The sequence below is a fragment of the Thermococcus camini genome, assembly GCF_904067545.1.
Classification (GTDB): domain Archaea; phylum Methanobacteriota_B; class Thermococci; order Thermococcales; family Thermococcaceae; genus Thermococcus; species Thermococcus camini.
In genome coordinates this window covers 138,885-152,102 of sequence record NZ_LR881183.1, presented here as the reverse complement: position 1 = coordinate 152,102, position 13,218 = coordinate 138,885, and the positions used below count along the sequence as shown (strand labels likewise).

The following is a 13,218-nucleotide window of genomic DNA, read 5'->3' as shown; positions in this document are numbered from 1 at the left end:
CACAAAACGAAAACTAAGCCAGGGATGTGAAAATGAACTACAGGACAATTTTGGACTTCCTAATCTTTTTCTACATTTTAGCAATATTCCACCTAAAGCACACAAAGTCAAAACATGGGGACAGTTTGCCACTGGGTACCATGTGGGAAATCGGAGTAATAGCGTTCATCCTGATGTGGCTTCTAGGGTGGTGAAGTTTAAGAAATTCGAAACCCCTTTAACCCCTCCCCCCAACTTTTCTCGGTGGTGGTATGAGGGCGTTCATTGCTATCGATGTGAGCGACGAAGTTCGCGACAACCTTCTCAAGGCCCAGGAGAGAATAGGGAGCAAGTCAGCAAAGATAAAGTTCGTCGAGCGCGAGAACTTCCATGTAACGCTTAAGTTCCTTGGGGAGATTAACGAAGCTTTAGCTGAAGATGTTAAGAAAGCTTTAGCTGAGATAGCAAAGAAGCACAAAAAGCACCGCGTTCGCGTTAAGGGTATAGGCGTCTTCCCGAACCCGAACTATGTTAGGGTCATCTGGGCGGGAATAGAGAACGACGAGGGCATAAAGGCGATAGCGGCCGATGTGGAGAAGGAGATGCGCCGCCTGGGCTTCAAAAAGGTCAAGGACTTCGTGGCGCACATAACCATAGGCAGGGTGAAGTTCGTGCGCGATAAGGTTGAGCTGGCGATGGCGCTCAAAGACCTTGCCAATGAAGACTTCGGCGAGTTCGATGTCGAGGCCATAGAGCTGAAGAAGAGCACGCTGACTCCAAAGGGACCGATTTACGAGACCGTTGCGAGGTTCGAGCTGGCCGGGTGAAGCTGAAATAAAAAGAGTGGAACCGGGATTATCGCGAGGTTGTTTTCTTCAAGGAACTCAAGCTTGTCCTTTGAAAGGAGTATCTTTTCCTTTATCCCAACCCTTGGAAAGTCCGAAGACTTAACTCTATTCCTCCACTTAACCTCAACTCCAAAGCCGGCAGTTATAAAGTCCACCTCCCTGGAACCGCTGAAAAAGTAGGTGGGGTACAGGCGTTTCAGATGTTCGCCAACAACCCCCTCAATTATCCTATCGGTCTCGGGCCCCTTCCCAAAGAGCCTCCTAAAGGTTTGAACGAGTAGGGGGTCGGCAAAGTAGAATTTACGCTCCTTTCGAAACATGGGGACGAGCTCATGTAGTTTGACCTGGAAGTAGTTCCGCCCAATGAACAGCTCCTCAAAGAGTTCGAGATAATCCCTCACTGTAACATGAGAGCCTATCTCAAGCTCCTTAGCGAGGGAGTTCAAGGTTATCCTGTCACCATAGCGGCGGAGGAGGCCCAGTATTATTGAGAGTGCTATTCTCTCGCTTCTTCCGAGCTTGACAACGTCGAGAACCGTGGCGTTGTATATCATCTCATATGTTTCCGAGGTTATCCTGCCTTCCAGGAGTTCGTAGATTGACCTGGGATAGCCTCCTGAGGAGAGGTAAAAGTCAAGTGCCCCGCTCAGAACTTCGAGGTAGGGATAGAGCTCAAGGGCGTTTTCGTAGAACTCCCTGCCCGTCTTTGGAAGTCCGTGGGGGAGTTTGATATTCTTCAGTTTTGGCTCAAAGAGAAGGGAAACCGTCCTAAAGTCCAGTGGAAGGAACTCCTCGACTTTTACCTTCCTCCCGGGAAAGCTCTCTCTCCTTATCCCTGCGGAAGTTGAGCCCGTAACCTGGAGTATCATCTTTGATGAAAGGGGAGAATCTAAGAGAAACTTAACCGACCGCTCCCAGCCCTCAACGAAAGTGACTTCATCGAGAAAAACGTAAGCCGTTCCCTTCACACTCCGGAGAAACGACTTAACAACCGAAACTATCTCACGATAGTCCCTCAGGAGATCGCACGAGAAGTAAAAGATGTTTCTCGGGCTAACTCCCGATTCTATGAGGTTCGCTATAGAGAGCTTCATGTAAGTGGTCTTGCCGACTTGCCTCGGGCCGATCAGGATTTTGTTGAGCGGCTCGAAACGATAGCCAATCCTTGGTTTTCTGGAGAGAGCTTTCCTAACCCGCTCATCCTCGTATATCGCATCGGGGTCAGCCCACCAGGGGTTTTGTAAGACGGCCAGATCCTCCATCTCACATCATTGACAGCTTGGTAACAAAAGATATATAAATGTTTTGATAGCTAAGTATCAATAGGTGCAGAGTATGGACACCGATGACATCATTGGGGAAATTCTAGACAAAATCCGCCCAACTGAGGAGGAGAGGGCCTTCGTGGAAAGCCTGATGATGGAACTGAAGGCCATAGCAGAGGAAACCATCGAAAGCCTGGGCCTCGACGTTAAGCCCCACTTCGTCGGTTCCCTCGCCAAGGACACTTACTTGGCTGGAGACCACGACGTTGACCTCTTCCTCACCTTTCCGCTCGACACTCCTCTCGAAAAACTCAGGGAAAAAGGTCTGGAACTCGGCAAAGCCATCGCTGAGAGGCTCGACCTCTACGAAATCGCCTACGCAGAACATCCTTACGTGAGGGCGCGCTATAGGGGGGTTAAGGTTGACCTCGTTCCCTGCTACGACGTGAAGAGCTGGAGGGACGTGAGAACAGCCGTGGACCGCTCGATACTCCACAACCGCTGGGTTCTCGAAAACCTTGGGGGCAGGAACGACGAGGTAAGGCTCCTCAAGCGCTTTCTGAAGGGGATTAGAGCATACGGGAGCGAGATATACATCCGGGGCTTTTCTGGATATTTTGCGGAGATCCTCGTTATCAAATACGGTTCCTTCCTCGAAGTCCTCAAAAACGCCGACTTCATGCTGAGACAGAAGATAATCGACCCCGGTAACTGGCTCAAGCGGGAGTATGAGCTAGCCATGAAAACGGTCAGACGCGAGGCCGAGGCCGACAAACCTCTCATAGTAATAGATCCGGTTGATCCGAGGCGGAACGTCGCGGCAAATCTGGGCTGGGAGAAGTACGGGAGGTTTTACTTCAAAGCTTACCAGTTCCTGGAGAGCCCCGGGGAGGAGTTCTTTTTCCCGAAGGGCCAGGAAGTAGAGGACTACCTCGCCGAGCTGAGGAAGAAAGGGACCCACCTCGTGACGCTGGCCTTCGATGCTCCCAACCTTGTCGAGGACGTCCTACTTCCCCAGCTGGAGAGGAGCGCGAGGGGCTTTGAGAAGGCCCTTTCAAGGGAAGGATTCAACGTTTTGGGATGGAACGTCGGGCGTTCCTCGGGGAAGGCGTTCATAATGCTGGAAGTGGACCGCAGGGAAAGGGAGAGGGTGAAGATAAAGCCCGGCCCGGAGTTCTTCACGGAGAGGGGATGGGACTTCTACCGGAAGAACGAGCGGGTGTGGATTAGAGGGAAGAGGCTCTTCGCGGAGAAAAGGGTTAAGGAAAACGTCATAGACGTCATAACTGAGCTCATTGAAAAGAACCAGGTGGGGCTTGGAAAGGGGATAAGGGAAGCAATTAAGGGGGCGGACGTCCTTCTAAACTACGTTCCGAAGGAGCTGGAGGACGAGGCCTACCTCTTCCTGAGCAGAGAGAAGTGGAATCTGAAGGGCTAATAGGAGGGTCTTCTTTCCCACTCCCATCTTCTCTGCATCCTTGAGTATGCGTTTGAGCTTCAGGTACTGCTTTCCACCGAGCTTCATCAGCATGGGATCCAGAGCAGACACATCCTCACGACGGTTCTGTTTCTCCAACCCCATCCCCTCCGTCCTTGGTCATTCTGGGATAGACCCATCCAGTTTTAAAGATTAGGCTAACAAAATTAAATAACCAAACGTCAGAGAGGTGGGCAACATCATCCCCTGTGTTCACACCACCCCCAATTCTCCCACTCCCCGTGAACCTCACCCGGGATGTGGCCGGTATCTGCAACGGCCCAGTCGAGGTTGTAGTGCCCTATTAGGGTCCTGAGCTCGCCCCTCAAATTGCGCTTTCCAACGTAGAGGGCCGCCCTAGTGACGACGTTGTAAGCACTGTTGGGCACCTCCGAACTGAGCGCATCGAGCCATGCCCTCTCATCAGTCTCCCCGCCCTCCAGAGAAGGCATCGTCCCAAGGTTCCAGAGGTGGTAGAGGCTCTCGAAGTTGAGGAGCTTGAGGTAAGCCCCCACGAAGAGGCTCCGGAGCTCGTTCCCATCGAAGTACTCCATAAGCTCGATGAGAGCCTTGGCCATTACCGAGACGTTGCCGAAGGCGACGCGCGTGTCCAGGTTCTCCCAGAAGCGCGGGCAGGAGTGGTTGGCGAGGAGCATGAGGTAGTAAACCCTGCCAAGCTTTAAAGCGTCTCCCTCGCCGTTGGCCGGCTCGAGGACGTAATCGGGGGAGGTTTCCATATCAAAGTAATCGTAGTAGTCCCTGAAGAAAATCCTCGCGTAGCGGACGAGGAACTCCTGGGCATTTGAGGGCCCTACGCCGAGGTCTTCGAGGCCCCTCAGAACCCCCAGCCTGACGGTTCTGTTCAGCTCCTCAAAGAGCCTCGTGAAGGCGACCTTCCAGAGCTGAGAAATCTTCCTGCCGTTTACTTCCCTTGCGAAGACCTTTCCGTCGGCTCTTCTGTAGCCCAGCCATCTGGAGTCGCTAGTCTTGCCGTCGGTGCTCAAGCCGAAGTAGTCGCTCCAGGAGGAGTAATCCTTAACTTCAATCCCGAAGGAGCACTCGCCGTCCAAGCGCTTGAACTCGCCGGAGAGCTTCCTCCTCACGAACTCCATCGCCGAGACCCTCTCGACGCCGTTCGCCTCAAGCCCCTCCATCCATGCGGTGAAGCGGTCGAGCTGTGCCGGATTGCCGAGAAGGCTCTCAAGGTCGCTGGCGGTGAAGATTAGATAGGGGACGCCAAGCCTTTCCTTGTGGTCGTCGCGGTAGGAGAGAGTGGCCGAGACCAGACCGGGAACGTCGAGGGTGTTGAAGGCGAAGGCATCGCTTATGCCCCACTCCCTTCCGAAGACGAAGGAGTTGCCGTAGCGGTTGCAGGAGTGCTTCGCCTGGGGGAAGTCGTAGAGGAGCTGCCTCTCGTCGAGGAGGAAGACCAGCCTTCTGTCCGTTGAGGACTCGATGATCTCGGCGGTTCTTCTCGTTATCACGGCCTCGGGAAGCCAGTAGCCTATTACGGGCTTATCCTTAATCAGAGGGGCGTAGAAGTCAAAGGAGACCCTCGCGAGGATTCTCTGCTCAAACTCATCGAGGTGGGGGACTATCGGGTGGAAAGGCGTCGTTGGAACGGCATCGAACCTACGGAGAAGCTCAACGGCGTCCTCGAAAGTGCTTTTATGGTAGCGGAGGAGCATCAGAAACGTGAAGGGTTCTATGTCAATACTAACCCCCTTCATGCGCGAGAGGGTATCAGCTATGTGCTCGTAGGAATATAGCATCGCCCTCGTCCAGTTCTCACCCCTAACTTCTTCTCCGCGGATTCTTATCGCGACGGGGCTCTTCCTCTCCTCGTACTCGATGGGCTTGCCTCCGTCGCCGTCTTTAACGTAAACTATGTCGCCGGGCTGGTAGGCGTGAAAGTGGTGGGCATACTTCATCTCCATTGTCTCACCGTTGGTGATACATTCCTGACCCTTATTTGGGTTTCGTCAGAAAAAGAGAGACATTTTTACCCACACCTGCCCGATAGGTTAATAAACCTGTGCATTGAGATACCAGCGGTGGGATGATGGAGCGCGAATTCAGGAAGATTCTGGGGGATGACCTGGCGAACTACCTCGAGCTCATGAGGGCCAAGCTGACCTTTGCCGAGGAGCTCTACGGGATAAAGATGAACTACGTGCCCCTAATCACGGAGGGAGAAATCGTTATCTTCGACAAGAACGACGGGAAAATCAAGTGGCTTAAAACGAAGAAACCGCTAAGTCTCGAGGAGTTCAAAGCCTTAGCGGATAAAATAAAGGAAAACCTAGAGTCCGGGTACGTGGAAAGCCTTCTGGCGATGAACATGTCCTGCGTCAATGGGCCGGGTGAATAATCTTTTAAATCCTCCCCCTTAATCCATGCGATGAACCGCTCCGAACTAGTGCTTCTCGGCATCACCGCGATATGGGGCTTCACGTTCCCCGCTATGAAGGTTAGCCTCGATTATATGCCACCGATACTCTTTTTGGCTTACCGCTTTGGCATCGCTTCGCTTTTGATGCTCCTCCTTTTCCGCTCGAAGGTTTTGAGGCGGGAGACTTTCAGGGAGGGCTTCATCCTCGGGCTGACACTCTTCTTCGGTCACGGCTTCCAGATAGTGGGACTCAAATACACCACCGCCTCAAACTCCGCCTTCATCACTTCGCTCTACGTCGTATTCACGCCGTTCATAGCGTATTTCATTCTCCGGGACAGGCTCAAACTCAGAGACATTCTCTCACTCGCAATAGCCCTAACCGGCCTCTACCTCATCTCCGGGGCGAGCCTGGACTTCAACTACGGCGACATGCTCACCGTCCTCTGCGCCCTCAGCTTCGCCTTCCAGATAGTACTGGTTCAGAAGTTCGGGGAGAAGGACTACCTCAGCTTAGCATTCTGGCAGATAACCTGGAACTTTGTCTTTTCGCTGGTTTTCGCCCTCCTGTTTGAGCCCTTCATCGTTCCCGGGGAACCGCTGCCCTGGGCGGGGGTGCTGTACACGTCAATCTTCGCCACTGTGATAGCCTTTACCCTCCAGGTGAAACACCAGAGGAACACGAAGGCCCACAAGGCGGCGCTGATATACTCCGCCGAGCCGATATTCGGGCATATAGCGGCGTTCTTAACAATAGGAGAAATCCTAAGCGCCAAGGGCTACCTGGGTGCGGCACTGATAATGGCGGGGATATGGAACGAGGTTAGAAAAGAGGAAAGAGGCTAAACCTTGAACTTTGCCTCGCCAACGCCTATGTTGGTCTCAACCCTGACAATAACTCCCCCGCTCTCCATTGCCTCCATGATGGATCCATCCTCGTCCGGGACTTCGATGATCCCAATGGACTTTCCGGGGAGCTTCTTCGAACCATCCACCAGTTTGGGTTTCTTGATGTCAGCTACCTCCACTTTGCTGGGCAGGGCAAGAACCCTGAGGCGCAGCAGCATCGCGTCATTCTTGGATGTATTCTCAACCCTCACCTTCAGCTTACCATCCCCTGCCCTGGCATCGACAATCTTTATGGGGCCCTTCTTCCTCATCAGGAACAGAGCCACTAGGATCACTACCACTGCGGCCAGACCGATGTAGATATAGCGGTTTTCATTTCCCCCCGCCACGCCAGGGCCTGGGGCCGCGCTGACACCGGCCATCTCGGGGGTTACTTCAAGGCTCTTAACGTCCGTCCTAGCATAGAGCTGCCCGTTTGAGTAGAGGAGCATCTGGAAGGAGTACGTCCCAGGCCTCCAGCCATCGGTGGGGACGTAGTTGTACTTGAACTCCGTGTCGTTGAGGGGGAGGAGGGGTATCCTGGAGACGCTGACGTTCTCCAGCGGCTTTCCGTTGTAAGCAACGCTGAGGACTATCTCTGCGTTCTTGAGGGGTCGGAACAGGTTGCGGACGGTTGAAACGACGTAGGCGTAGCCTATCCTGCCCTCGGCGTTCGTGGCGGGGGTGGCGTCAAAGGCCAGGAAGTAAACCGTTCTAACAACCAGTTTAATCTCCTTCTCTTCGTTCGGGCCGACCTCGAACTCCGTGGAGTTCAGGAAATTGCCGGCGAGGTACGCCTCAACGCGGTATTTTCCTGGTGCCACTACTGCCTCCAGCCTACCGGTGTCCGTGCGCTTTATTGGGTACCTGGAAGGAAGAGAAAGAAGCACTGTATCAACCGGGACCACGTTTCCGGTAACGTCAACCACGACCACCCGAACAGTTGAACCCTCGCCCGTCACCACCACGGTGGCCTTCAGGGCGCCCGATGGCGTTGCTATGCTCTCGTTTCCAACCTGCTTTATCTCCTCACCGCCCACCACAACGGTGTAGTTCCCAGGGGGACAGTTCGGGGCAGCTTTTAAGGTAACGTAGACGACCTTTCTTTCGCCGGGCTCGAGTGTGAACTCTTTCTCCGAGAACTCCACCCTCAGGAGATCAGTCTGGGGATTCACCTGATACACCATTCTAACGTGGATGGTTTCGTTGGATGGGTTGCTGATGACGACCTTCGAGCCGCTGAGGGTGCCCCCAATGGGAACCTGATACGTGTGCGCGTAGAAATCTCCCGAGACACCGATGTACGCCGTGGCCATCGAAGCCGTTAGGAGAACAAGGAGGAGCGGCAACAGACCCAACACCGCCCGCTTCATCGAACCACCCCCACCAATTTTAAACACTTAAAGTATTTAAACCCTGTGGTGAATCGTTGTGGCAGAAAATGGCCCGAGAATAAAAAAACTGACAAAAATCAAAAAGGAAAAGATTTATGGGCTTCAGGCGTTGGTCACCTGGAAGTATACGTGTCCAACGTAGGTGTCCTGGTCGATGTTGCTGCCGACGTCGAGCCAGAGGTAGGCCGTGTGGTGGGCACCATTGCCGGCGCTGGCGTCACCGTCACCGGTCGGGCCGTTCTGGTTGTCCAGCCAGAGGGTATAGGTACTCGCTATGGCGCCTGCAGCTGATGCATCATTGTTGACATTGATCTTGAGGAGTATTTGCTTGTCTCCAGGCGGGGCAGTGACCACCTGGACGCTCCGGGTGTTGTTGTTAACGCCCGTCCAAGTAGCATCGCTCTTGACGTTGACGTCGTAGTTACCGTTGCTGATGACGTAGACATCCAGGTATCCTGTGCTTGGAGAAGTCAGCGCGTTGTCATTGCTCTGCGGATTGACGGTGCCAAAGGCGAAGCTGTCGGTGACCCAGATCTCGCCGTACCAGTTGATGGTGTACCCGTAGCCGGTGTAAACACTGCTCTCAAGGTTCTCATTGTCCAGGGCCTTCACCTGGAAGTCCCAGTCACCCGCGGCCACTCCATCGTTGGCCTCTCTTGCGGTCTTACCAACGATTATCTTGAGACTGAAGGTACCTGTGCTCTGGTCCCAGGTCTGTGGATCTGCCTGCTCCACTATCTGCCAGGTTCCAAAGGTGGTGCCAATCTCGTTGCCGGTGGCGTCGTAGAACTTCCAGGTTCCCGGCTGGTCGCTGAAGGGTGTCCTGATGTACTTGAGTATCACATAGTTGCTCGGGTCAGTACCCCCCGCCGGAAGCGGGCCGACCTTGGTGTTGTTCGTGTCGTAGTAGAACCATATGGTTATCTCCTTTATGTCGTCCATTGTGTTAACGTCGCTGATCGTTATGTCTATCCAGTACGCATTGCCCGGCGTTGCACTGGTGGTCTGGGTAGTGTGGTCGTCAAGGTAGAACTTAACGTCGGTGATCTGCGGGGCCACTGCTCCAATGCTGAACTGTCCACCACTGCTGGCCTCTGTATCGGCGCTGACAAAGGGCACCGCTACCATGGCAAGGCTAACAAACATCACGAAGAGGGCCTTCCAGACCTTTGCCCCTGCCATGACCCATCCCTCCTCGGTAGGAGTTGTTCAAATTCAATCATTGGAGGGTTCGATTTCAGCAGGGGCAAGTTCAAATTTTGGCATAATTTTTATTTCCATGACCATATAATAAAGAAATGTTATTTAAAATTTTCGTTACTAAAAGTCCCAATAATAAAAAAGTTCACATTATTTCATCATATTTTCAAGCAAACGGAACTGATATAATAAATTAAAAGATATCCAAAACCTTAATGCGCAACATGTAGTATCTGCAAAAAAGTAAAATCCTAATTGGGAGAGAATTGCAAATACTGCATACCAAATGTAAAGTAGCATGTGATGTCCCCCCTCGCCAAGGAGCTGACCCCCGGCAGGGGACACGAAAACCTTATAAGCTCACTCCCCAATTCTGCCCCGATGCCCATGAGGGGGGAGTGTTTTATCCTTCGCTTCGCCCGTTTCGCGGCTTGAGTCCCCCTGTTCTAGGGTAGTTATAACTATCATTTCTGGAGGGTTTTGACATGATAAAGGAACCGGAGTTTAGGGAGTATAACCCAGGGAAGCTTGAGGAAAAGGTCGAGCGCTTTTGGAGGGAGAAGGACACCTATGAGAAGGTTAAGGAAAGCAGGGCAAAGGGCCCGAAGTACTACTTCCTCGACGGGCCGCCCTACGTCAGCGGTGCAATACACCTCGGTACCGCCTGGAACAAGATAATCAAGGACATGGTGATAAGGTTCAGGACCATGCAGGGCTACAACGTTAGAAGGCAGCCGGGCTTCGACATGCACGGATTGCCAATAGAGGTCAAGGTCGAGCAGGCCCTAGGCCTGAAGACCAAGAAGGACATAGAGACCGAGATAGGCGTTGACAACTTCATACGCAAGTGTAAGGAGTTTGCCCTCAACAACCTCAAAATCATGACCGAGCAGTTCAAGATGCTTGGCATATGGATGGACTGGGACAATCCTTACATGACAATAAAGAACGAGTACATAGAATCGGGCTGGTTCACGCTCAAGAGGGCCTGGGAAAAGGGCCTCCTTGAGAAGGACAAGAGGGTTTTACACTGGTGCCCGCGCTGTGAGACTGCTTTGGCTGAACACGAGGTCCGCGGCGAGTACAAGATAAGGGAGGATCCGAGCATATACGTCAAGTTCCCTGTTGAGGGCAGGGAGAACGAGTACCTCCTCATCTGGACGACTACCCCCTGGACGCTCCCGGCGAACTTAGCGGTTGCCGTTCACCCGGAGTATGACTACGCCAAGGTCAGGGTCGAGACCGAGAACGGAGAGGAGTACTGGATAATAGCGAAGGCCCTCGTTGAGAGGGTTTTGAACGAGGTCGGCGTTAAGGGAGAGATAGTCGAGGAGTTCAAGGGCGAGGAGCTTGAGGGACTCCGCTACGTTCACGTGCTGATGGACGAGTACCCGGCACAGAAGGAGTTCCGCGAGGGATACGAGTGGGCTCACAGGGTTATCCTCGGCGAGCACGTCACCCTCGGGGACGGTACCGGCTTAGTCCACACTGCACCGGGCCACGGTGAGGAGGACTACGAGGTCGGAAGGGAGTACGGGCTCCCTGTTTACAGCCCTGTCGACGACGAGGGACGCTACACCGAGGGAAGGTGGAAGGGAACCTACGTTAAAGATGCAGACCCGAAGATAATAGAGCACCTTCGCGAGAAGGGCTATCTCGTGAAGGCCGGAACGATAGAGCACAAGTACCCGCACTGCTGGCGCTGTAAGACTCCACTGATATTCCGCGCCACCGACCAGTGGTTCCTCAAGGTCAGCAGGGTGAAGGACAGGATAATAGCCGAGAACGACGATAAGGTGACCTGGTATCCGGACTGGGTGAAGGTGCGCTACGACAACGGTGTCATGAACTCGGGCGATTGGGTCATAAGCAGGCAGCGCTACTGGGGAATACCGCTACCGATATGGCAGAGCAAGGACGGGGAGATATACGTCGTTGGCTCGTTCAAGGAATTAGTTGAGCTGGCCGTTGCGATAGAGGTTAACGGCGAGCGCGTTGAACTCCCCGAGGATTACGACGAGAAGCTCAAGGTCATCGAAGAGAAGCTCGGCCCGGAGGATTTACACAGGCCCTACGTCGATGCATTCATCATAAAGGTCAACGGCAAGGAGATGCGCCGCGTCAAGGACGTCGTAGATGTGTGGTTCGACAGCGGAATAGCGAGCTGGGCTTCGCTGGACTACCCGAGAACGGAGGAGAACTTCAGGAAGCTCTGGCCGGCAGATTTCATAGTCGAGGGCGAGGACCAGGTAACCAAGTGGTTCTACTCCCAGCAGGCCGCCAGCGTCATAGCCTTTGACACAGTCCCCTACAGGCACGTGGCGATGCACGGCTACGTCCTCGACGAGAAGGGCGACAAGATGAGCAAGAGCCTCGGCAACATCATACGGCCAGAGGAGGTCGTCCAGAAGGAGGGAAGGGATCCCTTCAGGTTCTACATGCTCTGGGCGACGAACCCATGGGAGAACCTGCGCTTCAGCTGGAAGGGATTAGCACAGGTCAAGAGGATGCTCAACATACTCTGGAACGTGTATGTTCTGAGTGCCACCTACATGAGCCTCGACAGCTTTGACCCGACGAAGGTTCCAGAGGAGCTTCCGTTCAGGGAGGAAGATAAGTGGATACTCAGCAGGGCCAACGGGCTCATAGGCGACGTCACCGAGGGAATTGAGACCTTCAGGCTCACAAGGGCCACCAGGGCGATATACCACTTCGTCGTTGAGGACCTCAGCAGGTGGTACGTGAGGCTCATCAGGAAGCGCATGTGGGTGGAGGGCGACGACCCGGACAAGCTCGCCGCCTACTACACCGTCTGGAAGGTCTTTGATATACTGCTGAGGCTCATGGCACCGTTTACCCCGTACATAGCCGAGGAGATATATCAGAACATGCTGAGGCCGTTCCTCGGTGTCGAGAGCGTCCACATGCTCGACTGGCCCAAGGCTGATGAGGGGGCAAGGGACGAGGAGCTTGAGCACGAGATGGAGTACGTCAGAAGGATAGTCGAGGCAGGCTCTTCGGCAAGGCAGAGGGCCAAGATAAAGCTCCGCTACCCGGTCAGGAGGATAATCATAGAGACGGAGGATGAAACCGTCGCCAAGGCAGTCGAGAGGCTCAACAGAATCCTGCGCGACCAGCTCAACGCCAAGGAAGTTGTTGTAGGAAAGGTGGAGCGCGAGCTCGTCATAAAGCCCAACTTCGCCAAGGTTGGCCCTGAGTTCAAGGGCGACGCCAGGCTCGTAATAGCATGGATAGGCGAGCACGGCAGGGAGCTCTATGAGGCCGGTGAGATGGACGTCGAGCTCGAAGGAAAGACCTTCCACCTCACGAAGGAGCACCTGAGCATAGAGGAAAAACTGCCGGACTTCTTCGTTGCTGAGGACTTCGAGGGCGGGAGAGTGTTCATTGACAAGACACTCACGAGGGAGCTCCTCGCTGAGGGCCTCGCGAGAGAGTTCGTGCGCAGGATACAGGAGATGAGGAAGAGGCTCGACCTCGACGTCAACGACAGGATAGTTGTTACGATAGAGACGAGCGAAGAGAACCGCGAACTGCTCAGCGAGAACCTCAACTACGTGAAGAAGGAGACGAGGGCAACCGAGGTAATCTTCGGCGAGGCGAAGGGCTACGTGGTTGAGTGGCCAGAAGTCCAGGCGAAGATAGGGATTGAGAGGGTGGAGTGAGGCTTTTTGAATTTTCTCTTTTAACTTCCAGCCATTCTTGTAGTTGTAACACCAAAAAGTATAAATTTCCTTGGACGCCGCTTTATGTGGTG

At 53.8% G+C, this 13,218-nt stretch carries 10 protein-coding genes; 5 read left to right on the top strand and 5 right to left on the bottom strand.

The features are described from left to right. Nucleotides 1-251: 251 nt before the first annotated feature. Nucleotides 252-806 (top strand): RNA 2',3'-cyclic phosphodiesterase, encoded by a 555-nt coding sequence (gene thpR / locus TIRI35C_RS00705; protein WP_188201374.1) that lies wholly within the window; start codon nt 252-254, stop codon nt 804-806. Here the strand turns inward: thpR and TIRI35C_RS00700 are convergent. Then, nucleotides 770-2,089 carry an ATP-binding protein gene (locus TIRI35C_RS00700; RefSeq protein WP_188201373.1) on the bottom strand — a complete coding sequence of 440 codons (1,320 nt, stop codon included), beginning with the start codon at nt 2,087-2,089 and terminating at the stop codon, nt 770-772. The two genes, thpR and TIRI35C_RS00700, sit on opposite strands and share 37 nt — an antisense overlap. Nucleotides 2,090-2,162: 73 nt before the next feature. On the opposite strand from TIRI35C_RS00700, the gene cca reads away from it, so the two are divergent. Then, a complete protein-coding gene (cca, locus tag TIRI35C_RS00695) occupies nt 2,163-3,530 on the top strand; it encodes a CCA tRNA nucleotidyltransferase (protein ID WP_188202895.1) in 1,368 nt (455 codons plus the stop codon). On the opposite strand, the gene TIRI35C_RS00690 is transcribed toward cca, so the two are convergent. Continuing rightward, nucleotides 3,453-3,674, bottom strand: a complete 222-nt coding sequence (locus tag TIRI35C_RS00690; RefSeq protein WP_188201372.1) for a hypothetical protein — start codon at nt 3,672-3,674, stop codon at nt 3,453-3,455. The two genes, cca and TIRI35C_RS00690, sit on opposite strands and share 78 nt — an antisense overlap. A gap of 95 nt (nt 3,675-3,769) precedes the next feature. Further along, nucleotides 3,770-5,506, bottom strand: coding sequence for a glycoside hydrolase (locus TIRI35C_RS00685; protein ID WP_188201371.1), 1,737 nt, complete (start codon nt 5,504-5,506; stop codon nt 3,770-3,772). Between the two features lie 125 nt (nt 5,507-5,631). Here TIRI35C_RS00685 and TIRI35C_RS00680 point away from each other — a divergent pair, with 125 nt between their 5' ends. Continuing rightward, nucleotides 5,632-5,940: a hypothetical protein gene (locus tag TIRI35C_RS00680; protein ID WP_188202894.1), complete on the top strand. Its 309-nt coding sequence runs from the start codon at nt 5,632-5,634 to the stop codon at nt 5,938-5,940. Nucleotides 5,941-5,970: 30 nt separating this feature from the next. Continuing rightward, nucleotides 5,971-6,807: a DMT family transporter gene (locus TIRI35C_RS00675; RefSeq protein WP_188201370.1), complete on the top strand. Its 837-nt coding sequence runs from the start codon at nt 5,971-5,973 to the stop codon at nt 6,805-6,807. Here the strand turns inward: TIRI35C_RS00675 and TIRI35C_RS00670 are convergent. Then, on the bottom strand, nt 6,804-8,222 hold the full coding sequence (locus TIRI35C_RS00670) for a COG1470 family protein (protein WP_188201369.1): 1,419 nt from the start codon (nt 8,220-8,222) through the stop codon (nt 6,804-6,806). The genes TIRI35C_RS00675 and TIRI35C_RS00670 overlap by 4 nt on opposite strands. Nucleotides 8,223-8,345: 123 nt before the next feature. After that, nucleotides 8,346-9,425: a hypothetical protein gene (locus TIRI35C_RS00665; protein WP_188201368.1), complete on the bottom strand. Its 1,080-nt coding sequence runs from the start codon at nt 9,423-9,425 to the stop codon at nt 8,346-8,348. A 503-nt stretch (nt 9,426-9,928) separates the two neighbouring features. Between TIRI35C_RS00665 and ileS the strand changes: the two genes are divergently transcribed. Then, nucleotides 9,929-13,126: an isoleucine--tRNA ligase gene (gene ileS, locus TIRI35C_RS00660; protein WP_188201367.1), complete on the top strand. Its 3,198-nt coding sequence runs from the start codon at nt 9,929-9,931 to the stop codon at nt 13,124-13,126. Nucleotides 13,127-13,218 lie beyond the last annotated feature (92 nt).